This is a genomic window from Lachnoclostridium phytofermentans (assembly GCF_000733755.1).
Taxonomy (GTDB): Bacteria; Bacillota; Clostridia; order Lachnospirales; family Lachnospiraceae; genus Lachnoclostridium; species Lachnoclostridium phytofermentans_A.
This window is the reverse complement of record NZ_JPOF01000003.1, coordinates 1,416,406-1,440,700: the sequence shown is the minus strand read 5'-3', so window position 1 is coordinate 1,440,700 and position 24,295 is coordinate 1,416,406. Positions and strand designations below refer to the sequence as shown.

21 protein-coding genes are annotated in these 24,295 nt (G+C 34.7%); 11 read left to right on the top strand and 10 right to left on the bottom strand.

Translation table 11 applies throughout. The features are described 5' to 3' along the window. Positions 1–282 precede the first annotated feature (282 nt). Both CC92_RS0111625 and CC92_RS0111620 read left to right on the top strand, forming a co-directional pair. Positions 283–867, top strand: a complete 585-nt coding sequence (locus CC92_RS0111625; protein ID WP_029502714.1) for a nucleoside recognition protein — start codon at positions 283–285, stop codon at positions 865–867. An 88-nt stretch (positions 868–955) separates the two neighbouring features. Next, the gene (locus CC92_RS0111620) at positions 956–1,486 is read left to right on the top strand and encodes a spore maturation protein (RefSeq protein WP_029502715.1); all 531 of its coding nucleotides are present in this window, start codon (positions 956–958) and stop codon (positions 1,484–1,486) included. A 92-nt stretch (positions 1,487–1,578) separates the two neighbouring features. Here the strand turns inward: CC92_RS0111620 and ptsP are convergent, their stop codons facing one another. From ptsP to CC92_RS0111575, 9 genes are all read right to left on the bottom strand, one after another. After that, positions 1,579–3,183, bottom strand: coding sequence for a phosphoenolpyruvate--protein phosphotransferase (gene ptsP, locus CC92_RS0111615; protein WP_051650691.1), 1,605 nt, complete (start codon positions 3,181–3,183; stop codon positions 1,579–1,581). A 241-nt stretch (positions 3,184–3,424) separates the two neighbouring features. Beyond that, positions 3,425–4,039, bottom strand: a complete 615-nt coding sequence (locus CC92_RS0111610) for an ABC-2 transporter permease (RefSeq protein ID WP_029502717.1) — start codon at positions 4,037–4,039, stop codon at positions 3,425–3,427. A 131-nt stretch (positions 4,040–4,170) separates the two neighbouring features. Then, on the bottom strand, positions 4,171–5,016 hold the full coding sequence (locus tag CC92_RS0111605; protein WP_029502718.1) for an ABC transporter ATP-binding protein: 846 nt from the start codon (positions 5,014–5,016) through the stop codon (positions 4,171–4,173). A 2-nt stretch (positions 5,017–5,018) separates the two neighbouring features. Further along, complete coding sequence (locus CC92_RS0111600; protein ID WP_029502719.1) at positions 5,019–5,393, bottom strand: GntR family transcriptional regulator; 375 nt, start codon at positions 5,391–5,393, stop codon at positions 5,019–5,021. 348 nt (positions 5,394–5,741) lie between these two features. Continuing rightward, complete coding sequence (locus CC92_RS0111595) at positions 5,742–6,659, bottom strand: dihydrodipicolinate synthase family protein (protein WP_029502720.1); 918 nt, start codon at positions 6,657–6,659, stop codon at positions 5,742–5,744. 431 nt (positions 6,660–7,090) lie between these two features. Beyond that, positions 7,091–8,104 carry a sialidase family protein gene (locus tag CC92_RS0111590; RefSeq protein WP_034218395.1) on the bottom strand — a complete coding sequence of 338 codons (1,014 nt, stop codon included), beginning with the start codon at positions 8,102–8,104 and terminating at the stop codon, positions 7,091–7,093. A 108-nt stretch (positions 8,105–8,212) separates the two neighbouring features. Beyond that, positions 8,213–9,496 (bottom strand): glycoside hydrolase family 4, encoded by a 1,284-nt coding sequence (locus tag CC92_RS0111585; RefSeq protein ID WP_029502722.1) that lies wholly within the window; start codon positions 9,494–9,496, stop codon positions 8,213–8,215. 90 nt (positions 9,497–9,586) lie between these two features. After that, complete coding sequence (locus tag CC92_RS0111580) at positions 9,587–10,507, bottom strand: N-acetylglucosamine kinase (protein ID WP_029502723.1); 921 nt, start codon at positions 10,505–10,507, stop codon at positions 9,587–9,589. A 50-nt stretch (positions 10,508–10,557) separates the two neighbouring features. Next, a complete protein-coding gene (locus CC92_RS0111575; RefSeq protein WP_029502724.1) occupies positions 10,558–11,409 on the bottom strand; it encodes a polysaccharide deacetylase family protein in 852 nt (283 codons plus the stop codon). A 290-nt stretch (positions 11,410–11,699) separates the two neighbouring features. Here CC92_RS0111575 and CC92_RS0111570 point away from each other — a divergent pair, with 290 nt between their 5' ends. The 9 genes from CC92_RS0111570 to CC92_RS0111530 all read left to right on the top strand — a co-directional run bounded on the left by CC92_RS0111570 (position 11,700) and on the right by CC92_RS0111530 (position 22,047). Continuing rightward, positions 11,700–12,635: an ABC transporter permease gene (locus tag CC92_RS0111570; protein WP_242841339.1), complete on the top strand. Its 936-nt coding sequence runs from the start codon at positions 11,700–11,702 to the stop codon at positions 12,633–12,635. Between the two features lie 11 nt (positions 12,636–12,646). Then, complete coding sequence (locus CC92_RS0111565) at positions 12,647–13,537, top strand: carbohydrate ABC transporter permease (protein ID WP_029502726.1); 891 nt, start codon at positions 12,647–12,649, stop codon at positions 13,535–13,537. 88 nt (positions 13,538–13,625) lie between these two features. After that, entirely contained in the window at positions 13,626–15,281 is a 1,656-nt protein-coding gene (locus CC92_RS0111560) for an extracellular solute-binding protein (RefSeq protein WP_029502727.1), read from the top strand. Positions 15,282–15,417: 136 nt separating this feature from the next. Then, complete coding sequence (locus CC92_RS0111555) at positions 15,418–17,691, top strand: helix-turn-helix domain-containing protein (protein WP_029502728.1); 2,274 nt, start codon at positions 15,418–15,420, stop codon at positions 17,689–17,691. Positions 17,692–17,769: 78 nt separating this feature from the next. Next, positions 17,770–18,057 carry a hypothetical protein gene (locus tag CC92_RS0111550; RefSeq protein ID WP_029502729.1) on the top strand — a complete coding sequence of 96 codons (288 nt, stop codon included), beginning with the start codon at positions 17,770–17,772 and terminating at the stop codon, positions 18,055–18,057. A 169-nt stretch (positions 18,058–18,226) separates the two neighbouring features. Then, positions 18,227–19,129, top strand: coding sequence for a 1-phosphofructokinase (gene pfkB, locus CC92_RS0111545; RefSeq protein ID WP_029502730.1), 903 nt, complete (start codon positions 18,227–18,229; stop codon positions 19,127–19,129). 196 nt (positions 19,130–19,325) lie between these two features. Further along, positions 19,326–20,108 (top strand): TatD family hydrolase, encoded by a 783-nt coding sequence (locus tag CC92_RS0111540; protein WP_029502731.1) that lies wholly within the window; start codon positions 19,326–19,328, stop codon positions 20,106–20,108. Between the two features lie 115 nt (positions 20,109–20,223). Beyond that, a complete protein-coding gene (rsmA, locus tag CC92_RS0111535) occupies positions 20,224–21,096 on the top strand; it encodes a 16S rRNA (adenine(1518)-N(6)/adenine(1519)-N(6))-dimethyltransferase RsmA (RefSeq protein ID WP_029502732.1) in 873 nt (290 codons plus the stop codon). An 18-nt stretch (positions 21,097–21,114) separates the two neighbouring features. Further along, complete coding sequence (locus CC92_RS0111530; RefSeq protein WP_029502733.1) at positions 21,115–22,047, top strand: GNAT family N-acetyltransferase; 933 nt, start codon at positions 21,115–21,117, stop codon at positions 22,045–22,047. A gap of 235 nt (positions 22,048–22,282) precedes the next feature. Here CC92_RS0111530 and CC92_RS0111525 read toward each other — a convergent pair whose 3' ends face one another. Next, a complete protein-coding gene (locus CC92_RS0111525; protein ID WP_029502734.1) occupies positions 22,283–24,121 on the bottom strand; it encodes an ABC-F family ATP-binding cassette domain-containing protein in 1,839 nt (612 codons plus the stop codon). Between the last annotated feature and the right edge of the window lie 174 nt (positions 24,122–24,295).

The window sequence follows — 24,295 nt, the reverse complement described above, 5'->3', positions numbered from 1 at the left end:
TTTTCAGTATAATAGAACGAGCTATGAAAAAATTAACAGTGATTTACTTCTTGTTATCCGAAAATTAGAGAAGATATAATTAAAATTTATATCGTGTAATATCAAAGTTATTTTATTAATTGTGATAGTAATAATAACAGGTATCTTAACACTTGTAAATAGCATGAGTACTAATAAAGTTATCCTAATATTAGGGAATCAGATACGGAATAATACCAATTAGTAAGAAGAATAGATTCATGGATTATCTCATATGATTAAAAAAACGATTGGTTTTGTACGATGATAAATTATCTATGGGCATTCATGATTATTATTGGCATTGTATATGGTGCATTTACAGGAAAGATGGGTGATATCAGTACAACTACCATATCGTCCGCTAAGGAGGCTGTGACTCTATGTATTACCATGCTTGGAGTGATGTCTCTATGGATGGGCCTTATGGAGGTAGCTAGGGGTATTGGGCTTATGGATCAATTAACAAGGAAACTTAGGCCATTACTGAAAGTGTTATTTCCAGATATACCGAAGGAACATATTGTAAATGAATACATAGCATCGAATATGATTGCCAACATCTTAGGCCTTGGATGGGCGGCCACACCAGTAGGTCTAAAAGCAATGAAAGAATTAGCTACCCTAAATAAAAACTCAAAGATTGCAAGCTGTGATATGTGTACCTTTCTTATTATTAATATATCTTCTCTTCAGCTGATTCCCGTTAATATAATCGCATACCGTAGTCAGTATGGTGCGGCTAATCCATCGGACATCTTAGGTGTCAGTATACTTGTTACTCTTTGTTCTACGTTAGTTGGGGTTGCTTTTTCTATTATTGCAAGAAAATTGTCCAAGAAATCGTAATTAAAATCTGTGAAAACAAATCAGAAGTTTTTACCTTATCATGCTCATAAATTTATGAAACGTAAAATAGAGATGGAGGAGAAGCACCATGAAGTTTGTAGTCTACTTATCGGATTATATAATACCACTACTATTCTTTTATATCATCGGTATGGGGATTCTTATGAAAAGACCGGTATATGATGATTTTATAAAAGGGGCGAAAGAAGGATTTCAAGTGGTGCTTGGTATTATGCCAACACTGATTGGATTAATGGTTGCTATTGGAATTTTAAGGGCGTCTGGTGTGTTGTTACTGATTTCTAATTCTCTTGAAGGGATCACTTCCATATTTCAGTTTCCATCTGAGATCGTTCCACTAGTAATTATTAAAATGTTTTCTTCTTCTGCAGCAACAAGTTTATTATTGGACTTATTCAAAGAGTTCGGTCCAGATTCTTATATTGGTAGATTAAGTAGTATTATTATGAGCTGCACGGAAACAATCTTTTATACAATGGCGGTGTATTATATGACTGCTGGTGTGAAAAAAACAAGGTATACATTAGCGGGAGCCCTAGTAGCAACGATAGCTGGAGTTATCATCAGTACTTTGTTCATGGGATTCATGAAATTATGAAGTAACAAATTGGGGTTGCCTTGTTATAGGAAAGTCATCAGGGTTAGTTCTAGGTATTTAAGAAAGATCCGTCTTAGTAAAGTTTAATTTTATCATGGGTAATTTCGAATACAACGCTTGATCGGATTATACCGAGTAATAGCAACACTAAATTCATCAAATCCAAGAGTTAAGAGTGTATCTATGGCAGCAACATTTCCTGCAAGTTCACCACAGATACTTACTGGGATATGATTTTCTTTTGCTGCTCTTAAAGTCATGGTTAAGGCAGATAGTAAAGCATTCGGTAAGAGCTCATAACGGTTACTAACCATAGGATTAGTTCTATCAATAGCAAAAAGATACTGTGTCAAATCGTTGGTTCCGATGCTAAAAAAGTCACAGTGCTTTGCTAAAACGGCGGCATCTAATATGGCGGCCGGAGTTTCTATCATAATCCCAATTGGTATGTTAGTTCGGAAGGAGATTCCCTCTTGACCTAGTTCTTCCTTACATATTGTCAGTAATTGTTGCATTTGAATGAGCTCAGACACCTCTGTTATCATTGGAAAGAGAATTCTTAAATTGCCATGAATACTGGCTTTTAATAAGGCGCGTAATTGAGGTTTCCACAGTTCTTCACGATCTAAGTAGATTCGGATTCCTCGATACCCTAAAAATGGATTGTTTTCTGCTCCCAGTGGATAGTAAGGAAGAGTTTTATCTCCTCCGATATCTAAGGTACGTATTGTAACTTCGCCATCAGCAAGTAATAAAAGCTCCTTATAAGCTTGATATTGTTCCTGCTCGGAAGGTAAGTTACTGCGATTTAGATAGAGAAACTCGCTGCGGAATAAGCCAATATTCTCACATCCAATTTTCTGAAACCTTGCGACTTCTTCTAAATTCATTGCATTTCCTGATAATTTAATAGGTTTTTGACTTAACGTGACTACTGGTAATAAGGTGAGTTTAGCTTCTTCTTGTTTTAATGTTAAAAATTCCTTTAATTTAGACTGATATTCCTCTATTTGATCTGAAGTAGGTTTCAGTATAATAACTGCCTCATAGGCATCTAAAATAAGCTCTTCTCCATTGATTATTTGTGGGAGGAGCTCTTTTGCTGCTACGATTGCAGGAATTTCTAAGCTTTTGGCTATCAAAGCAATATGGCTATTACTACTTCCTTGTCCTAGGATAAGTCCCTTGATCATATTAGAAGGAATCGCTAATATGTCCGAGGGGGATAAGTCCTCTGCTATGATAATAGATGGTTTTATTAAATTGTGAAAGAGCTTTTCTGAAGCTCCTTGTAAATGTAAGAGAAGGAGGTCTCTGACTTCTATAATATCAGTTGCACGCTCTTTTAGATAAGGATCGTCCGATTGTTCAAAGAGAGTGAGATAATCCTGATAGCTTTCATAGACGGCAAGTTCTACATTTTTTCTTTTTTGGTTTATTGCAAGTTTAACATGCTCCATGATTGATTCATCACGGACAAGCTCTGCCTGAGCAGCAAGAATAGAGGTACTGTCATGCAAAGTTAGTAATTCATTTGATACTACTTCTACCGCCGTTAAGTATCTTTGATATTCAGAGGAAATTTGATTCTCTGATAGGAGATAGTTTGGTATGGGAAATGATTTTCTTATAACAACATATGCTTGTCCTATAGTTATTCCCTCGGAAGCAGATATTCCACCGTGTAATTTATTCATAGTAGCCTCCCTTCAAAACTTTATTCCTTATATTTTACCATAATTCCAGATGGAAGAAAAGGGAAATGACCAGATGAAGGATTGCAGGTATGTTTCTTACGTAACATAGTACTTGATAAAAGAAAAACGGATTATTGGAAAATCCAGGTATATACTTAAGGATATTCCAATGATCCGCCTTTTTGTAATGACAAGGAAAAGTTTGTGAATATTCGTTTTCTGTAATTATTTACAATATGTTCTAATATTCCTTCTTTTCTACAATAGCTACGCTTACTAAGAGAGATATAATTAATACAGCGACTGCTAGAAATGGTAGAAAACGTAATAGCTTTATAAAAAAATCTTCACTAGGAAGAGGAATGTTTGCCTTACTAAGAATGACAAGCAACACGGTTGGAAGTCCAAAAAGTCCAAGAATAATAAATCTGCTTTTCTCAACGCCAAACTTAAAGTTAATAGGAATGTTGATTGACATAAAAAGTGTACCAATAGATAAGGAACTAGCAATGATAATAAGACTCTCAGTGGTAATAGCCTTATGAAGAAGTAGAGAGAGAATAATACACATAACTCCAGATAGACAAATTCCTAGAATGCTTAAAAGGTACTTACTGTACACTAACTGTTTTCTTGTAATAGGCATTGTAATTGCGTATTTATTCCACTCCGAACGGTCATCATAACCAAGAGCAGTCATCGGGATAAAGATACTAAATAGTGTTATCATATAAGCAAACATGCTGTAATTATTTGGTTCTGCAAAACATAATATTCCGTAGAATGCAAGGAAAGAGATGATGAACATTATTTGCTTTTTTAATGTAAAAAGGTCTTTTTTAATTAATCCAATCATATAAACTCCCATCTGCGTGCTAAGACGCGTATATTCAAAGAGGCTTATAGAACCTCTATTTTGGTATGTCAACGACTTATTCTAACGATACTATTTTCTGAAACAGTATAGGCTTTCGTTTTCAAGGAGAATTAATGTTTTCCTTTAATGTAGAAAAGCATAATGTCTTCAATAGTAGCCGGATCTATGATAAATTGATTACTCACGAGACGTTTCTTAACTAAAGCTTCAATGCCAAATTGATTTTTACGATACCCAATCACAGCATCCTTTGGTACATGAGTAAAGTCAGAGTCGGAACATTTTAAGATTCCATAGGTTTCTAATAAGTCATCTTTTGGTTCTGAAAATAAGATATGACCATCATGGATCAGGCAGATATAATCACAAATCTTCTCTAAATCGCTAATAATATGAGAAGAGATAAAGATAGAATTTGATTCATCCTGGATAAATTCTAAGAAAACATCTAATATTTCATCTCGAACTACAGGATCTAATCCACTGGTAGCTTCATCAAGAATTAATAGTTTTGCATGATGAGATAAAGCACAGGCAATGGATAATTTCATGCGCATTCCCCTCGAATATTCCTTAATGCTTTTGGACTCAGGTAATCGAAATTTTTTTGCATATTGGTAAAAGAGAGAAGAATCCCATTGTTTATAAATACCCTTCATGGCTTGGTTAACATTTTTTAAGTTCATAACTTCCGGAAAACAACAGTCATCAAAAACAACACCAATATTTTCTTTTGTTTTCGCAGAAAGAGTAAGATTATCTTCGCCTAATACGGTAATGCTTCCTTCCTGTCGTTTCATCGTATCTAAAATCAATTTTATGGTTGTACTTTTCCCTGCACCATTCTCTCCAACAAACCCTAAAATAGAGCCAGTCGGAAGATTAAGGTTGATATGGTCTAGTGTAAAGTCAGAATATTTTTTCGTGACATTGTTTAGTTCTAACGCATATTCCATAGCTATTCTCCTTTATAAAGATAGGTTAATAAATCAATGATTTCTGGAAGAGTAACACCGGCAAGAGTGGCTGCCTCTACTGCTTGTTGAAGATGTTCTTCCATACTTCGTAATTGTTCCTCTTTGATAAATTCAATATTTTTGCTGGCAACAAAACTTCCTTTGCCAGTCATGGAGACGATAAAGCCCTCTCTTTCTAGTTCTTCATACGCGCGTTTTGTAGTGATGACACTAATCCTTAATTCCTTTGCTAAAAGTCTCATCGAAGGAAGGGCGTCCCCTTCTTTTAATTCACCGGTGATGATGAGATTTTTTATCTGGGAAGTAATTTGATCATAGATTGGCTGACCACTTGAATTACTAATGTTTATATTCATGCTTCCTCTCCTATGGTATTCCTTACTTCAATATGAGTTTTGATTCGATAATACGATTAGAACTTAATCTAATCTGATAAAGGTGCGTTATCTGCACCATATTCCGAAAATCAAAACATGGATTGATATCTATAATATATATATTGTATATATTGATTATATACACTTATCGAAAAAATACAAGAGGAAAAATAAAAAAATAAAAAATCCTTACCTAAAGACGTTAAGGTCGATAGGATCAGGATTTTTTATTTTAGGCGAAAGTAAGGTTATATGCTTACTTAGGGAGGAGTATGTAATTACGATTAACTATGGTCTATTCCTTCTCTGCATGTAAACAATGTTCTTTTATAGATACTCTTTTTTCATATGTTCCGTTATTCGTCTTAACATTTGAACTTCACTTTTACTTGTATCAGTCAATTCTTTCTCATCTTTCACACGACAATTCGTAGTAATATTCAATCCTTCTAATTGAAGATAATATTTTGCATTTGGAGGATATAGCTGTCGTTCAATCAATGCACAAATTGTAAGTTCATCCGATAACTTCAACACCTCTTTTGATACATAACTATTACATAACTTAGCATAAAGACTGCATTGCATATTTGCCATTACCCCACTATATCCAACAGCTCCCAATTTTAAAGATTCAAGAAGCGTTGCTGTGTTTGCATTGTATAGTTTAAGATTAGTACCTTTGCATACTTGTAGTTTTGATTTTATATTTTCTATGTTACAACTAGTATCTTTTAAGAAATAGAATCTACCTGAATCAGCACAATATTTTGTCAGCTCTTTTGATAATACTCTCTTATAGGGATAAGGGCATTCATAGAAACCAAGCTTTATATCCTTTGGTATTTCTTTTAATAATCGCTCTAAGTTAGTAAGCCATACCTCATCACTTTCTTCTTGCTTTGCTAAACGATTGGTGATAAGTATAGTGGCATCTACTCCTGTTGCAGCAATCGCTTTAATCTCTTTGATTTGATCATCAAAGGAATCAGAAATATGTCCTGAAGCTATTACTGGAACTCTTCCTAAAGCTTTCTCGTATACAAATTTAGCATAATTTACACGTTCTTCTAAACTCATATGAAACATTTCTGTTGATTGGCATACTGCAAAAAGTCCGGCTGCTCCATTATAAATATACCACTCAATTAATTCTTCAAGTGCTCCATAATCTAGCTCATCGTTTTTATTAAAGGGGGCTAACATTACTGGCCAAACGCCACCTGGAAAATTAGTTTCCTCCATACGATATGTCTCCTTCCATTTTTAAAAATTAGGTGTTTGCGGAATGCCCCCCATAGAAGCTAAAACATTTGCCAACGTATCAAGATTCTCATTACGATGCCTGCTCTGTGATGGGGGATCATCTGGGTGATAAAGCTTCCTGAAATGCTGTCTGTAAGCACAACGGAGCTCATCTCGTTTATCATGTTTTTGAGAATACACTCATAATTTTCTGTATATATTTTCGTATTGTTGCTCAACTGGTACGTGTCCATCATAGTTTGCTCTATTTCTGTGAGGCTTTTTCCAGCCTCACATCTCATTTTATTGTATCATTGAAACAGGGACATATTTTGTGTGATAATCCGCTTATGATACAGAAATAAAGCATGTAATGTATTGGATGCACTTTATAAAAGCTGCAAATACCACGTGTAGAATCAACGGTGTTCTTAAATCGTTAATATCCAGAATGAGATATTGGTGCGGTTATGAGTATAAGTGATATATAAACGGTTATCTTGGAATTGTATACAGGGATAAGACAATTCATCCTTACCACTACCACTTTCTAAATCCATTATTTTATTCCATGTAGAACCGTTATCTTTTGAAATAGCTAGTGATATAGGATAACGCTTCCCCCAATTTTTATCTACCGGGTTATAGATTAAATAGAGATGTCCATTTGGAGTTTTAACAGCATCAATACCGCTATTATTATTCGGCAGTATTGTTTTTTGAGGTCTATTCCAAGATTGACCATAATTCAATGATTCGGCATAGTAAATTTTTCCTTCACTACTTCTTAATAATGCGTGTACATGACCCGGAGTACTTTCCCAAAAAGTAGGTTGTATGACTCCTCGTTTTTTTCGTATTAAGGAATTATCCAGTAGTTTATCATACCAGGTAAGGGGTACTTCACTATCATGAAAGATGTTTACTTTATTACTGGTGGTCCATGTAATTCCATTGTCTTTTGAAAGATCAGAAAACATTGACCAAATGGAGCTTTCGCTGGAGGAAGGAGCGAGTATCCAGCCATTGGACAAAACAATGGCTTTGTTACGAACTGGACCACGACCTCCGATATCTCCTGGGACTAGTTCTTTTGGTTTCGACCAAGAGTTACCGTTATCAATCGATGTCATATACATTGTATACCAGTTACTGATTGGCTTCCCTTGTTTATAATATAAAGTAATTGTGTCTTTTGTCGATTGCAAAAGAACCGGATTCCAGTGCGGCAGGTGATTGTCTTCTGTTAATTGCTTCTTTTGAGACCATGTTCCATCGACAGAACGCTTTGCACCCCAAATACATACATCATCATTTCCTTCTTTCGTACCTTCAAACCAAACAGCAAATACACTGCCGTCAGATAAAGGGAGACAATGGCTGGCATGGCAATTACGATTGATTAGGTCTTCTGGTATTATTAATTCATGAGCGATAGTTTTCATAAATCCTCCTTGTACTCTTAGGTGTAATTTCACAGATAAATTAGAGCAAATAGCAAATAAGCAGAGAAAAAAGTGATTGATAAAGACTTATTACTTCCAATCATCTATTTAATGAGGATAAAACTGAGTCAAATAACTACTATGGGCGCATTTCATTTCTTCAAAACATTCAGATACAGCATAAAAATCACCAACTAGTGGATGAAGAAGTAAAGCATTTCTTGCAAGAGATTCATCACCAGTTAAAGCAGCTTTTACGGTTAATTTTTCGTATTGCTTTATTACCTGCATGAGTGTAATAATATGTGGATTATCAAAATTTTCTATTGGAATCGGGTGTATGCCATCAGCGTCGACGATTGCCTCTATTTCTACAACATCATCTTGCGACATAAAGGAAAGGGCATTGTTATTTTTACAATTAACAACATGAACCTCTTTTTTATCATTTGCAATTGCATCAATCAAAGATACTGCAACATAAGAATACTTATGACCACCTCTCTTATCTAATAATGCAGGTTTCGTTACTAAGTTTTTGTCTTGATATAGTTCAAGTAATTTTTCTTCAATTTCCATGCATACTTGAGCGCGACATTTTTTTTCAATTTTTTGTTGGTTCAGTTTTGCATTCTTATTATAGTAATATTGAAGATAGGAGGAGGGTAAAGCCTTAATATCGGCCAGACATTCCATAGGAATTTTATCATCATGAATGTTTGCCATAACTTTCGTTGTAAGACCGTTTGCAATAAGATTATGAATTAACTCCGTGCTACCACGTTTGACGGAAGTAACCCAGCTTAGGTGGTTAAGTCCAAGGTACATAATCTTCACATCCTTACCAACTGATTCATAAATATCATCATACATACTAATTGGAACATTACATAAACCTACCTGTTTTACACGGGTGTAGTTTGCAAGGTATTCGGTAATGATACCAGAAGGGTTGGTAAAATTAATTAGCCAAGCATTCGGTGAATAGGCTTCAATTGCAGAAGCAATTTCTTGCATTACCGGTATGGTGCGTAATGCTTTAAAAAATCCACCAATTCCAGTTGTTTCCTGACCAATAAGATTGTATTTGATTGGAATATTTTCATCAAGATAACGGGCAGGAAGTTTACCGACACGAAATTGTGTAAGTACAAAATCAGCTCCAGTAATAGCTTCTTTTAGCGAGTCTGTATGAACAATTTCGCAGTCGCAACCATCATTTCTCAAAATGCGAGTACAGAGATTGCCAACGATAGTTCTTTTTCTCTCATCAATATCCATAAAAGTAACTCTTTTAAGAGTTAATGAGTCCTTTCGTTTTAAGAAACCATCCATTAGTTCTGGAGTATATGTACTGCCAGACCCAATAATCGTTACATTAATTTCTTTCATCTTACTCCTCCTATCAGTTGATATAATTTGTGAACTTAATACATTGATGAATAACAATTCGAGTTCTTATCCTTTCGAGAATTACGTGTGCTAAAGATAATAAGCACCTGTCACGGGAGGACAATCGAGAATATGAAAGCTTAATTGCTTGCCACATTTTAGCACCGATTTTTCTTTTAGCATGTCCATATAATAAGAACAATTTTGTTTTTGATGGACAGAACCTGAAAGTATAACTGGGATTGGTTCTTTTAATTCTGTCATTTTAAGAGCAAGACAAGCGATAAAATCAGAAGCACGATCTGTAATCTCAGTTAGTATACGCAAGGCAGCCGCATCTCCTTTTTGTATACAATCAAAAAGAATCTGATTGAGAATAGGGATATTGTTATTTTCATGATCTGTTTGCAAGTACTCAACCGATGCAACAAACTCTTCTGTATTAGAGAGAGCAAACGTTTTATAATATTCCTCTGTCAGCATTGATTTTTCAATATGTAAAACAACATCATCATACACTGCTCGAAAAGTTCTAGTAGCATTCCAATTCGCATTTCCAACGTCACCGGAAAACTCTGAGAATCCACCTAGTTGCATCATATTCCCTTTATCATCGATTGCATTACAGCAGGTGCCTGTCCCTGCATTATATCCGATACCATAACCTGTGGGACTCCCTGCTTTTATAATTAAAAAGCCATCATTGCATATGATTGGTGAGTGTATCTTGTATTTTAAAAGTTGCTGCTTCATTTCTTTTATCTGGCTTGGGTGGTCCATACCTGCAAGACCCATCGATACTTTTTCTATATCTTGCAGGGTAAGATTTGCTATGGAAAGTAGCTTTGATATTCCTTGATGAAGAATTTTTGCAGCTTCTGGAATTCCATCATCTAGTACCTCATGGTTGCTTTTGCATCCAATCAGATTGAAAAGAGGCTTACTAGAGTCTGAAAAGAGTGCATATTCTGTTTTCGTTCCACCACCATCTATTCCTATTTTATAGCTCATATTTCGCCTCCATACTGCGACTGTTATCTTAAATAGCCTTGATCAAAGGTCTACTTTATATCGGAATAAGAAATTAGTTGAATATTGGCATCCTTTAATGCATAAGTAAAATCCTCGTCAAATAGTAACTGCAGTTCCCAAACACGCCTTTGCCATGTGGAGCATATTTTTTTTACTTCGTCGGATTCTACGGAAGGATGAAAATATAGTTCATTGATACCAGCTGGTATTTTATAAATTAGATTTAAAATTTCTTGTTTAAAAGAAGTATAAGTCTCATTCTCCTTTGGAGCAAAAGGATAAGAATATAAATTATCAATGAGAGGTATTTGCAGCTGCATTGCCGTATTGATAGTTGATTCGACTGAGGACGCCGGTGTTATCACAGTGTCTTCATACAATGCGTTTTGATACATGCGAAATGGCAGCTTACCATATTTGTTACATAGCTTAAACACCTCAGATAGAAATCCAGGAATATCTGAATTTGGGTAAGGATATATGCTTCCCATATGATTATCTACATGAGAAAAGTAAATACCAGTTTTCTCAAAAAATGAAAATTGTGCTTCTAGCTCTTTCTTTATATCCTCTGTTGTTGCGTGCTCTAGAAAACTTTCAATGTCAGAATAAAGAAAACCATCAGCATCCTCCAGCGAGGATAGGTGAGTTAAACTTCTCCAGCGAAAATTCTTCCATTCACTTGTAAAGGTAGTATGTAGTCCAACACAGTGAATTTTTTTCTTCTGGCACCAACAGATTGCTTCCTCGCATCCTGGAGTTACTGGCATAAGTGTACTGGAAGATATTTTGTTTTCTTCCAATAGATGAAAAATAGCCACATTATAAGAGTGGCACATACCAAAATCATCTGCATTCAAGATTAAAGACTTATTTGACATTTTTTTGTCCTTTCTGGGATATCCCGAATAGTTTTTAACTTATAATTCAATCTACTCTAATCTTTTATTCTAAGTCAATCCATTAGGGAATATTGAGCTATCGTAAATTTTTGATACATCGCAAAAGTGGACAAATGATGCATAGTGCACATATTGAAAATTGTAAAAAGGGTATCTCTTGTTATAATTAAATAAACAATCAGTATTTGCAAAGATAACTCAATTCTATCTGTAGGTTAAACTCCTGAGTAAATACTGGTGTGATAAAAGAAAAGAAGGGGGACAAAAAGGTGAAGACATATCAGAGGCATGATGAATTACATCATATAAAAAGAATGAAAAGCTTTAAGAAAAGTAAAGAACTTTATTTACTACTATTCTTACCAATCTTGTACTTTATTATATTTAAATACGGAGCAATGTTTTGGATGGTAGTTGCATTTGAAGACTATGATCCAATTAAGGGAGTTCTTAAAAGTGAATGGGTAGGACTCAAATGGTTTAAAACTTTTTTACAAGATCCTTACTTTTTAACACTCATAAAAAATACAGTTCTAATGAATGTGTGGTGTCTGCTGTTTTATTTTCCTGTTCCTATTATCTTAGCACTAATGATAAATGAGGTGCGTCAAAAGAAACTTAAGAAGGTAGTACAAACAATTAGTTATTTACCGTACTTCTTCTCCGTTGTAGTCATTTGTGGACTTATTGTAAATGTATGTTCCTTAGACGGATTAATCAATCAGATTTTATCCGCCTTTGGTATGGAAAAGATATCATTTTTAAATAAACCAGAATGGTTCCGACCTATTTATGTGCTGTCTGAGATTTGGCAAAAGGCAGGCTGGTCCTCAATTATTTATTTGGCAGCGTTATCTAGTGTTGATGTGCAGTTATATGAGGCAGCTGTAGTTGATGGTGCATCCCGATTGAAACAGATAATTCACATTAGTTTACCAGGAATAGCTTCTGTTATATCGATACAGCTATTGTTGGCGCTTGGAGAAATATTATCGGTTGGGTATGAGAAGATTATGCTTTTATATAATGGTGCTACGATGGAAACCGCAGATGTAATATCAACCTATGTATACCGCAGAGGTATTATATCCGCAGATTTTAGTTATGGTACTGCAGTAAATTTATTTCAGGCAATTATAGGATTGACAACAATTATACTTGCAAATAAGGCGGCTCAAAAAGCAGAAACAGCAAGTTTATGGTAGGAGGTGTGTGGATGTACATAGTGAAGCAAAAAAGAAATAGACGCATATCAGGAGATAAGATTTTTGGATTTATAAATTTATTCTTATTACTTTTGTTTGTGCTAATCATTTTGTATCCCATCTATTATATGTTTATTGTTTCCATTAGTGGTTCAGCGAATGTTGTGCGTGGAGAAGTAAAATGGTTTCCGATTAACGTAAACTGGAATTCCTATAAAACGATACTAAATAATGAGAGTTTAGGAAGATCTTATTTTAATACGGTATTTTATACAGTGGCTGGAACTTCAATATGTTTGTTTATGTCAGCCTTGTGTGCATATCCTTTGTCTAGAAAAAATTTATTTGGAAAAAAGTTTCTAACATTTTTTATTGTATTTACAATGCTCTTTGATGTAGGAATGATACCGAAATTCCTTGTGGTTGATGCTCTTCATTTAAGAAACACCGTATTTAGTATTTTACTTCCAAGTGCAATCAATGTTTATTATATGATTATGATACGAACCTTTTTTCAAAATGTACCAGAGGAGATGCTAGAGTCTGCAAAAATGGATGGTGCAAGTGAATTAAGAATTTTTTTCAAAATCATGTTGCCGTTATCAAAACCAGTTCTTGCATCAGTAACATTATTTTATGCAGTTGGTATATGGAATAGCTATTTAAGCCCGCTGCTTTATCTGGATGAAAAAAAACTGTATCCTTTACAGCTAATCCTACGCAACATTGTAATAAGTAATGAGATGTCATCAATGAGCGGTGACATAGCTGCAATGAATATATCCACAATGAATATTAAATATGCAGTTATATTTGTATCCATTTTACCTATTCTGTGTGTTTATCCATTTATTCAAAAATATTTTAATAAAGGTGTAATGGTTGGAGCTGTAAAGGGATAGGAGTTTTAAGGAAATAAAATCTTTCAGTAAAGATTTTAAATAAGGAGTGTCATACTATGGCACTACCAATGAAAAGGAGGATAATTATATGAAGAAAATGAAAAGACTTGGGGCAATCATGTTGACAATGTTGATGGTTATGCAGTGTGTTGCGTGTTCTGGGAAGAAAGAGCCAACGAATGATAATCCATCCATTACTCCAACGAAAGGTGTTTCAGACAAGGAGCAAAACAATCCGGAAGGTGAAAAAAAGAGTAGTCTCTACTTTGAAGACACATTATCATTTACCTGGATGCTAGCAGAAAGTGATATTCCTCTTAAGGATGACATCTTAACCTTAAACTGGCTACGTGAGAATATGAATGTAGATATTCATATCATGGCTGTCCCTGATAGCGACTATGAAACAAAGTTGTCGACCATGACTGCTACGAATTCACTTCCAGATGTAGTCGATGTGGACAGTAATGTAATTGAATCTGTCGCAGGTTCAGGAATGCTATTGAATTTATCGGATTACGAAAAAAGTATGCCAGATTATATTGCTTTGATTGAGGGCGAAGATCGTGCGAATAATACTGCAACTTATAAATATAATGGGGATATTTATGGATTCCAAATACTAGAAGATTACCGCGTAGGTATTGCTCCGCTTCCTGTTATTCGTACCGATTTATTAGAGAAATACAACATAAAAACTCCAACTAGTTGGGAAGAACTATATGATGCAATGCTAATTATGAAAGAGAATGATCCAAATAACTATGTTTTCTCAACTAGAAATGGTATCACATATTTACTTGGAAATATTGCATATTCCATGGGCGCTGGTGGATATGGAGCAACACAGAACGGATTTCCTGTTTATTATGAACCAGACCAAGACCGTTATATTTATGGTCCTGCAAAAGATGAATTTAAAAATGCCGTACAATATTTAGCGAATGCTTATAAAGATGGATTATTGCATCCTGATTATAATATTATGGACCGTACTATGGTAACTTCGTATCTTACAAGTGGTACTTTAGCTGTAGTAATCGACAATACAACATTTACTAATTCGTATAATAATGCGATTCAAGAGCTGTATCCTGAGGCATATTTTGATATGTTAGATCCATTGACCTATGGTGGTAATACGAAAGCTAGACAGGTAACTTTCTCTAAGGACTGGGATCAATTTACGGTAATTAATTCAAAAGTTGAAAGAGCAGAAGACTTAGTGAAGTTCTTCAACTGGCTATATACTGAGGAGGGTGCTTTACTAACGAATTACGGTGTAGAAGGGGAAACTTATGAAATGGTAGAGGGTACACCTAAATTATTAGATTCTATCAGTGCAATAGGGGATTATGCTACACTTCGTGCAAATTATGGTTTAGGTACCTGGTATATTGCAAGATTTGTTAACGAAAATACTTATATGGATATGTTTAAATATCAAGAAAAAGTCACAGGTATTGCTCCTGTAAATATGACACAGGCAGACCGTATCCAAAAATTAAAAGAGGAAGGTATTTTAGTTCACACACAAAGTTTCCCAAGTTTCACCAACGAAGAGACGGAGCGCTTAACGACTCTTGAAACTAATTTGAATACCGTTTTCGATCAGGAAATTAATAAATTTATTACAGGACAACGATCCATGGAAGAATGGGGATCCTTTGTCGAAGAATTAAAAGGCATGGGAGTAGCGGAAGTAGAGGAAATTTATAATACCGCTTATTCCAGATTGAAATAACAAATTATTAGAATTATACTATAAGAGGGACTGTTACAAGTAAAATTTATTTATTTTGTAGCAGCCCCTTCAAGTGTTTTGTAAATAGGTGATAATACATAATATAAATCCAGCAAAAGAGTAAAGGGGGAGTATTATGCGAAGACGAATGATAGAGATAAAAAATAAACTTATGGATAAGAGTTTTTTAGTGAAGCTATTACTAAGTTTTGGGGTATTGTTTGCTGGATTTTTAATTTTAATTCAAATTTTCTTTATTAAATTAAATAGAATTACAAAGGAAGATGCTATTGAGCAATGCAATGAAAAATTCATTAGAAATACAAACGAAATCAATAATATTCTACAGGATATCTATGAGAGCGGAATTATTTTATTACAGGATGATTTGGTAAGTGCGAATGTTAAGCAATACGATAATCTGACTATAGAAAATCGATTAGCCTTACCTAATGTAATACATATGCTTGCAAATTTAACGATAAGGGAAGAGAGCGTATCACATGCATATCTCTTTATTGATGATCAAAAGGTATACTCGGAAAGTGGCATTTATGATAAGAATATTTTTAGTGAAAATCATAGATATTTATCGTCAGATACGCAATCTTTAATCGCTACTAGGACGAAGTCTGAAACAATGTCATTGCTGGCACCGTCAGATCTCAAGAGGGGAAATAAAACCACCTATGTATTGCCAATGGTTATTACTAGACTTTGGAATGGGATGGTACTAGTTCAAGATATTGAACTTTCTGCGATAGGTAATATTTTATTGGAATATAGCGAAAGCTATCAAGACTTTTGGATAACCTGTAATGATAATGTTATCTATCAGAGCGATGGTAATGCGAAAGATTTGTCCTATTATTTGTCAGAAGAATTTAAAAAAACTGGGGATGGTGTTGTTTTACAAGCTAAGATGTCCTATAAAATGAATGTGTATTGTGTCTTGGATTTTGAGAATTTACAACAGGAAATTTCACAGAAATACCGATATTTAACCATTTTATTTACTTTATTTGCTATAGTGCTATGCTTTCTCATTGTTGTGATGAGTCTTAAATTATATAATCCAATACTTAATCTAAGAAAAATTATAATGGAAGAAAGTAAGTGCTATGGATATGGAAGTGAATTTAAAGATATGACGAGTGAGGTCCAAAGCTTACGAAATAACTGGACAAGTACTCAAAAAAATTTAAACAGGGTATTAGGAAGTTATTATAAAACAAATCTGGAAAGGATTGTGTTTAACAATAGATATCCAATATCAGAATCAGAGCAGACTAAATTGTTAAAATCGTTAACCTTCTTTGGAAAAGATATTTGTTGTGTAGCGGTAGAGATATTACCTGAGCCGATGGGAGATAATCCAATGTTGGATTTTGATAACAGGCAAAAGTTTTTATTTGAAGACACAGTTTCCTATTTATTGGAAGATATTTTGCGAAAAAAGATAAACGGCTATGTAATTGCAAGAAATTACTTAAGTTATATTGTTGTAATAGGAGATGAAGAGATTACAGATAAAAAGATTTATGATGCAATCCAAGGGTTGGAACGGATTTTCCAGCATGATTATACTTATTGTAAAATAAAAGTAGGTGTCGGTGCAAAAACGAGAAGCATCCGTGAAATTCAAAAAAGTTATTTTATTGCAGAGACAATGGCGAGTTTATATGAGAATGATAAAAAGTTTCAGTTTTTTGCTTACAAAAAGGGGCAAATTTCGTATAATGCCAATTATGATAAGGATAAATTATCGAATATAGATAATATTATTAAGTCTGGAAATGACGAAATATTAAATAAGAAATTAAATGACTGGAAAGAAGAACTTAATCAGAGAAAAGTACTTGTTCAGGAACAGAAGCATTTTTGGTATGCTGTATATCGTAGAATATATAAATTAGTAAATGAAGAAAAATTAGATTTTTATAAAGTAACTGAGATAGAAGAGGATTATTTTACCTTTGGAATCAGCAGTGCTACAGAGCGTCTCGATAACTATGTTGAACTAGTAAGTAAGGCAGCAAATAATTTATGCAATTTTTATAAGTCAAAAACTAACAACCTGAAAGAAAGAATGGATGACATTATTATTTATATTCATAAAAACTATAAAATGAATATTGGGCTGACTGAAATCGCAGATTATTTTGGAATTTCATCTCATTATTTATCACGTATATTTAAGACATATACCAATGTAAATTTAAGTGATTACATTGCACAATATCGTATCGCTATTGCTAAAAAATTATTGCTAGATAGTGAAGATTCCATCAGTATTATAGCGGAAGAAGTAGGGATCACTAGCAGGGCAACCTTTTTGAGATTATTTAAGAATATTGTAGGGATATCTCCAACAGAGTTTCGAAGAATAAATCAACAAGAAGGCAAGTAGGTTTACCGATAAATCTTACTGATAAGTTTGAAACTCTTTTGCTAACGATTAAATAATACGGATGGAAAGGAAAAGGATATGAAACAGGTGCAAGAGTTATTACTACAGATGAATCAGAAATTGGAGTGCTTAAATTCTAATAGAGACTTAAAGGCGATTTATCATGAGGGATTAAATACAATATCCGTTGGAGATGTTACCCATGGTAGGGTGCTTCGTATTCCTATTGAGAGTGGCTATTATTTTAGTTTTCCGATGATTCTCGAGTCTGAAATAAAACAACTAACAAGTCTGTTTAGTGAGGAAGACCAAAAAAGAATAGATCACGCAATCAAATTCCAGAAAACGTCATTTTTGCTAAGTTAGTTTATATATGTTAAGCTAACTTATATATGTGATGTTAAGTAACTTCTGATAATGTACAAAGTTGCTATGTTATAAGGGGTATCTAAGAGGGATAATAGAGGTCAGTTTGATTAATAAATTATAACGTCATAATTAGTATGCGTGCTATCGCACGCAAATGGGGGTAAATATGATTTATACAGTGACATGGAATCCAGCACTTGATTACATACTTCATGTGGAACATCTAACGAAGGGGAAAATTCAACGTACCAAACGGGAAGAACTATACCCTGGTGGCAAAGGAATCAATGTATCCTTTGTTTTATCAGAGTTTGGAATTAAGAATATAGCAATGGGATTTCTAGCTGGCTTTACTGGCAGAGAGATTGAGAGATTGTTAACGGATAAAGGATGTGAAACTAAGTTTATTTATACCAAGGAGGGAATGTCACGAATCAATGTTAAAATTCGTGATAACGAGGAAACAGATCTTAATGCGAGTGGGCCTGTGATAGCAAAAGAATATATCGAGGAGATGATGAGTTTAATTTCAAATCTTAAAAAAGATGATTTCCTAGTACTTGCAGGGAGTATTCCACCGACTTTAAATAGTGATACCTATGAGAAAATTTTAGAAAGTTTAGCATCAAAAGGTGTGAAAACAATAGTGGATGCTGAAGGTGATCTGCTACGAAAGGTGTTACCGTTTCATCCATTTTTAATAAAGCCAAATGAAGAAGAGCTTAAGGAACTGTTTTCGGTAGATATAACAAAGAGCGAAGAAGTAATTTATTACGCAGAAAAGCTACAGGAACTTGGGGCAAGAAATGTATTGGTGTCTCTTGGTGAAAAAGGTGCAATTCTTGTAACAGAACAAAAAGAAGCTTATCAAATGGAAGCAACAAAGGGAGAGGTAAAAAACACAGTAGGTGCAGGGGATTCCATGTTGGCAGGATTTCTTGCAGGGTACTTAAAAACAGGGAGTTATCAGAAAGCATTTGAGCTATCGGTACAAACGGGAAGTGCAAGTGCATTCAGTAATTGGCTACCAACGAAAGAGCAATATCCTCAAATATTCATGGACAAATAATGGATATGCCCTTATAATTATAGGCATTCTATAATACAAAATATAGATTATTAGAAGATGCAAAGCGGCTTCTAATAAAAAGGTTCTTAAAATAAATAACGAATCACTGTAATGTTAGAAGAAAAAGTACTGTGCCTGTATTAATCTGAGGCACAATAGTTAGTATGCGTAAAAGCATAATAGAAAAGAGGAAAACATGATATTTGATACGCATGCTCATTATGATGATGAAGCATTTGATTTAGATAGAGAAGAGATACTCCATAATTTAAAGAACGAGGGAATTGGAAACGTTGTTAATATTGGAGCGAATTTAGAAAGTTCACAATCCTCCATAGCGCTAGCAAAGAAGTTTGATACTGTCTATGCGGCTGTCGGAGTACATCCTGATCAGACAAAAGAATTAAATGAAGAAAATTTTCAAGCTCTTTGTGAGATGGCAAAAGAAGAGAAAGTGGTTGCAATCGGAGAAATTGGTCTAGACTATTACTGGGATGCTACGGACAGAGAAATACAAAAATACTGGTTTAGGAAACAATTACACTTAGCAATCAAAGAAAAACTTCCTGTAATTATTCACAGTAGAGATGCAGCTGCTGATACACTTGATATGATGAAGGAAGCAGTTTCCTTTGCAAAAGAGCAGAATCATACGTTAACAGGAATTATACACTGCTTTTCCTACGGAACGGAAATAGCAGATTATTATCTAAAGCAAGGATTTTACCTTGGCATTGGTGGAGTCGTTACGTTTAAAAACGGTAGAAAGTTAAAGGAAGTTGTTCAGAAGGCTCCGTTAACGAGCCTTGTACTAGAAACAGATTGCCCTTATCTAGCACCCGTTCCTTATCGTGGAAAACGAAATTATTCAGGCTACCTACAGCACGTGGTAGAGGAAATTGCCCTTCTTAAGAATATAAGTACCGAAGAAGTAATTAGACAAACAACGGAAAATGCAAGGAAAGTATATCAGTTATAGCAATAGACTTCGGTAAGCTTTAGAAGTTTAAAGTTTATACAGCAGTAGCTTACATGCAAGCTTGTATCTATTTTAGCAGTATGGAAGCAAGAAAGACATAGAAAGAGGAGAATGAATGGCATATTTGGGAGATCCAAAACAGACAATCGAAATACTTAATAAGTATCGTTTCATATTCCAAAAAAAGTTTGGACAGAATTTCTTAATTGATACTCATGTACTGGAGAAAATTATTCGTTCCGCCGAGATTACAGAGGATGATCTGGTGCTTGAAATTGGACCTGGTATTGGTACGATGACACAATATTTATGTGAAAATGCGCGAGAGGTTGTAGCAGTAGAGATTGATAAGAACCTGATTCCAATTTTAGAGCAGGATACGCTATCTGCCTACGACAATGTAACGATTATTAATGAGGATATCTTAAAAGTTGATATTAATCAGATTGTAAAAGAAAAGAACGGTGGTAAGCCAATCAAGGTGGTTGCAAATTTACCTTACTATATCACAACGCCAATTATTATGGGCTTATTTGAAGCGCATGTTCCAATTGATAATATAACAGTAATGGTACAAAAGGAGGTTGCAGACCGTATGCAATCGGGGCCTGGAAGTAAGGATTATGGAGCCTTATCTTTAGCAGTTCAGTATTATGCCGATCCTTATATTGTTGCCAATGTGCCTCCTAATTGCTTTATGCCCCGTCCTAATGTAGGTTCTGCTGTAATTCGTTTAACACTTCACCAAGACCAACCAATTAAGGTAAAAAATGAGAAATTACTGTTTCGATTAATCCGTGCTTCCTTTAACCAAAGAAGAAAGACATTGGCAAATGGCTTAAATAACTCACCGGAGATATCACTTCCAAAAGAAATGATAAGCGAAGCAATTGAAGAACTTGGCGTTGTGGCTACGATTCGTGGAGAAGCTCTTACGTTAGAGCAGTTTGCAAAATTAGCAGATATTATTGATGCAAAAACGAAATAATAAGAATGGAGGTTATTCGTGAAAGTAAAATTCTTATGCCGTCTATTAAATCGCCATAAGCAACAGATAGATCACCTACTAACCTTAGACAGTGAAGATAGAATAAGAGAAGCTATGATAGCTGGTTCACAAGTATATGAAGAATTTGGCCTGCCACCGTTTGCCCTTCTTTATGAGGGGGAAGGGCAAATGGTGGTAGGATTTTTTGCATTACAATGTGTAGAAGAGGATAGTGACGGGGAGCTTGTTGCAGAAGGAAGATTTTATATTCGTGAGAATGAGAAAGCATATGCAGATTATCTGATTGAAAGTATTAAGAAAGAATACGAAGAAATAAAGCATCTGTCGGTAATAGGTGAAGAGGAAGTTTCGTTTCTGACTAGTTATCCTCATTATATGGAGTGCTTTATGCGTCTTTCGAGAGAAAGTAGCAATAATGTTGCGAAAGCTTTAGAGCGAGGGACAATTAATACTAAGGCTATTACAGAAGAAAGAAAAGCTAAGTCGTGTTGTAGCGATGAGGAAAAGGATAAAACTTTATTCCATATGGAACAATTTAATAAAACGCAGAATGAAGAGGTTCAGTTTTATCTTGAATCCTTAAAAGACATTTTTTTGATGGACGATGAAGTTGCGAATCAACATATAGAAGAATGTTTCGAGGATTGTGATTGTAACTTATATGTTGTGAAAAGTGGTAATAAGAGAATTGGTACATGCGGAGCTTATATAGGCACGAAATCAGATACCATCTTTGATATTTCAATAAGAAAAACCGAACAGGGTAAGGGCTATGGTAGACAGATGTTAGATATGCTTCTGCAAAGGCTATATAGTCCGTTAAAAGACGTAATACTTCAGGTTAGTACAAGAAGCGAAGCTGCATTTCACCTGTATAAAGAGTTTGGTTTTCATATTGAGCAGAAGTTGATTTTTTATATCGTAATGTAATAGGATAAATAGGTAAAAATAAATTCCTAACCGGAACAGTAATCATTACCACATGAAAATGAAACGGATATCTGAAGGTTAGTTTAATCTTTTAATGCGGTTGATTTTATGACAAAGAATAATCCAAGGAAATGCTTAGTACGTTCCTTGGATTATTATGCTTATCAAAGTTAAAAGTTTACAGTCTCATCGATTTAATATGTCAAAAGTCCGCGAACCGTTGAACAGATACGATTTATCCTTTGCTATTTTGCTCATTAATCTTATCAGCCAAATCTTGAAGATAAAGATAGCGTTCCATCTTCTCTTCTAACTGAAACTCTAGGTCTTCTTTTTCTTTCATGAGAGCATCTAATTTTGTGTACTCAGAAGCGGAAGCTGCAATGGCGTTATCAAGATCATAAATTTTTTGTTCGAGCTCTTCTATGTCAGCATCAATGGTATCAAATTCCCTTTGTTCATTGTAGCTGAATTTTAGCTTCTTTTCTGTAGTTCGTGATGCTTTGGTATTTGTATTGTCCACAGAAGAATTGGAAGAATTACTGGTATTGTTGATAGAGGTCCCATTATCTCCTTGGGATTGTGGATAAAGTTCCAGCGCATCTTTATAATCTGAGAAATTACCTTCATACTGACGAATTGATCCATTTTCTTCAAAAGCAAAGATACGGGTTGCAATTTTATCAAGAAAGTAGCGGTCATGGGATACCGTGATAACTATACCTTGAAAGCTAGAGAGGTAATCTTCCAGAATGGTTAAAGTTTTAATGTCTAAATCGTTGGTAGGCTCATCTAGTACAAGAACGTTTGGCGCATCCATTAATATCTTTAGCAGATAGAGACGACGTTTCTCCCCACCACTTAACTTGGAAATGACCTGATGCTGCATGGAACCAGTAAAGAGAAATTTTTCACACATCTGGGAGGCAGTGATGGTTCCATCTGTGGTTTGAATATAGTCTGCGGTTGCTCGGATGTAATCAAGAACCTTTTGATTTTCATCCATATATTCATTTTCCTGAGAAAAATAGCCGATTTTTACCGTTGTTCCCATGATCACAGAGCCACTATCTGGTTCTATAGTCTGCGTAAGAATTCGAAGCAATGTAGATTTACCACAACCATTAGGTCCCACAATTCCGATATAATCGCCAGGAAGAAAGATATAGGAGAAATCGTTAATTAAGGTACGATCTTCGTAACTTTTACAAATATTATCTAATTCTATCGTTTTCTTACCAAGGCGTGAAGAGATGGAAGACATCTCTACGGACTGATCTACTTCAATTTTCTTACGATCTCGTAATTCTTCGAAGCGTGATATATGCGCTTTTTGCTTCGTAGAACGGGCTCTTGCACCACGCATCATCCATTCAAGTTCTACACGGTAAAGACTCTTATTCTTTCTTTCTGTAGCAAGCTCCATTTCCTCACGTTCTGCTTTTAACTCCAAGAATTTTGAGTAGTTAGCAGTGTAAGAATACAGCTTACTTTTATCCAGTTCCACGATTCGATTGGTAACACGGTCAAGGAAATAACGATCGTGAGTGATCATAATAAAAGCCCCACGAAATTTACTTAAGTATTCTTCAAGCCATTCAGTCATGGAACTATCCAAATGGTTGGTAGGCTCATCGAGTACTAAGATGTCTGCCTCGGTTAATAAGGTACGAACGAGAGCAATTCGTTTCTTTTGTCCACCTGAAAGATAGGTAGTTTTTTGGTCACAGTCTTCAATGCCAAGCTTAAAGAGCATTGCTTTTGCTTCTCCAGCAAGGTTTCGATATTCTTCTCTAGCTGTCTTTCCTTCAATTACATTTTCTAGAATTGTAATTGATTCATCAAATTGCGGGGTTTGAGGCAGATAGTCGATTCTTACCTGTTTTCCTTTGGTTATGGTACCTTCATCTGGTTCTTCTATTCCTGCAATTAATTTTAAGAGCGTTGATTTACCGGTTCCATTAATTCCAATCACGCCAATTCTATCATTTTCATGAATTCCAAGGCTTACTTTATCAAATAGCATACGTTCGGTATAGCTTTTGCTGATATTTTCCATGGTTAATAAATTCATTGTATACTCCATTCTAATCTTGAGGGTTATAACTAGACACATTTTACACTATTTGCATTTTAAACGCAATCTTTAGGTATTTTTAGTAATTATAGTTTGGTGCCAGCAAGTATTTTTGTCATAGGTTATTGGAACGTAACATATATTAGGATAAGACGGGCTCATAGTAAATAT

Coding starts and splice junctions, on each gene's coding strand:
- CC92_RS0111625 (WP_029502714.1), top strand. CDS start 283: ATGATAAATTATCTATGGGCATTCATGATTATTATTGGCATTGTATAT.
- ptsP (WP_051650691.1), bottom strand. CDS start 3,183: ATGAATAAATTACACGGTGGAATATCTGCTTCCGAGGGAATAACTATA.
- CC92_RS0111610 (WP_029502717.1), bottom strand. CDS start 4,039: ATGATTGGATTAATTAAAAAAGACCTTTTTACATTAAAAAAGCAAATA.
- CC92_RS0111525 (WP_029502734.1), bottom strand. CDS start 24,121: ATGAATTTATTAACCATGGAAAATATCAGCAAAAGCTATACCGAACGT.
- CC92_RS0111560 (WP_029502727.1), top strand. CDS start 13,626: ATGAAGAAAATGAAAAGACTTGGGGCAATCATGTTGACAATGTTGATG.
- CC92_RS0111565 (WP_029502726.1), top strand. CDS start 12,647: ATGTACATAGTGAAGCAAAAAAGAAATAGACGCATATCAGGAGATAAG.
- CC92_RS0111595 (WP_029502720.1), bottom strand. CDS start 6,659: ATGGAGGAAACTAATTTTCCAGGTGGCGTTTGGCCAGTAATGTTAGCC.
- CC92_RS0111600 (WP_029502719.1), bottom strand. CDS start 5,393: ATGAATATAAACATTAGTAATTCAAGTGGTCAGCCAATCTATGATCAA.
- rsmA (WP_029502732.1), top strand. CDS start 20,224: ATGGCATATTTGGGAGATCCAAAACAGACAATCGAAATACTTAATAAG.
- CC92_RS0111585 (WP_029502722.1), bottom strand. CDS start 9,496: ATGAAAGAAATTAATGTAACGATTATTGGGTCTGGCAGTACATATACT.
- CC92_RS0111540 (WP_029502731.1), top strand. CDS start 19,326: ATGATATTTGATACGCATGCTCATTATGATGATGAAGCATTTGATTTA.
- pfkB (WP_029502730.1), top strand. CDS start 18,227: ATGATTTATACAGTGACATGGAATCCAGCACTTGATTACATACTTCAT.
- CC92_RS0111550 (WP_029502729.1), top strand. CDS start 17,770: ATGAAACAGGTGCAAGAGTTATTACTACAGATGAATCAGAAATTGGAG.
- CC92_RS0111605 (WP_029502718.1), bottom strand. CDS start 5,016: ATGGAATATGCGTTAGAACTAAACAATGTCACGAAAAAATATTCTGAC.
- CC92_RS0111620 (WP_029502715.1), top strand. CDS start 956: ATGAAGTTTGTAGTCTACTTATCGGATTATATAATACCACTACTATTC.
- CC92_RS0111575 (WP_029502724.1), bottom strand. CDS start 11,409: ATGTCAAATAAGTCTTTAATCTTGAATGCAGATGATTTTGGTATGTGC.
- CC92_RS0111580 (WP_029502723.1), bottom strand. CDS start 10,507: ATGAGCTATAAAATAGGAATAGATGGTGGTGGAACGAAAACAGAATAT.
- CC92_RS0111590 (WP_034218395.1), bottom strand. CDS start 8,104: ATGAAAACTATCGCTCATGAATTAATAATACCAGAAGACCTAATCAAT.
- CC92_RS0111555 (WP_029502728.1), top strand. CDS start 15,418: ATGCGAAGACGAATGATAGAGATAAAAAATAAACTTATGGATAAGAGT.